At 56.3% G+C, this 584-nt stretch carries 1 protein-coding gene; it reads right to left on the bottom strand.

Annotation, left to right across the window (positions count from 1 at the left end; all coding sequences use genetic code 11):
- The coding region (locus GFC01_RS20315) for an IS200/IS605 family accessory protein TnpB-related protein (protein WP_152948490.1) at window positions 1-584 on the bottom strand (584 nt) is incomplete at both ends.

The raw sequence follows: 584 nt of genomic DNA, 5'->3' as shown, positions 1-584 counted from the left end.
GTTCTTTGAAGCCAATTGCCCGGCGAGCTGTAACTAAAGCAGCGGCGTGGTGAATAATTATCCCGTACCGCTGCATGTACTTCCAGTAACCGATGGTGGAGGTGTGCGCCGGCCAGACCGGCTTTACGCCGACACCTTCCCTGAATGCCCGGCGCGTGACGGCCTCGATTATCTTCCTGAACGGAAAGTTGGCCGCCATGCGGTTGAATTTCCGGTTCGTGTCCAGCCGGTCTTTGCCGAAGTCCAGGTTTTCTAAAGCAATGGGTTTACCCAGGGCTCTGGCTATGTCCACCACCACTTTGGCCAGTACGCCAATTAAATAGGTGCGCCGGTATCCCCGGCTGTAAGCCAGTTCTGGTATCTTGATGTAGAGAAAACCGTTCGGGTGCACCGTAACCTGAAATTCACCGGCAAATTTGTGCAGGGCCTTCGGGTACGGTACGGTGAATCCTTCCGACCAGGGTTCCGGCTGACCGGTGTAACTGACACTGGCCAAAGCCACCCCGTCCGGGTTGGTGTCCATGCCCAGGTAGCCCCGGTTGGGACTGGTTACCGTTTCCGGCGCGGTAACTGTAAACGTAATG

Origin of the sequence: Desulfofundulus thermobenzoicus, from assembly GCF_009428905.1 — a bacterium.
GTDB lineage: Bacteria > Bacillota > Desulfotomaculia > Desulfotomaculales > Desulfovirgulaceae > Desulfofundulus_A > Desulfofundulus_A thermobenzoicus.
The sequence above is the reverse complement of the archived record's forward strand: the minus strand, read 5'-3'. Positions and strand labels throughout refer to the sequence as shown.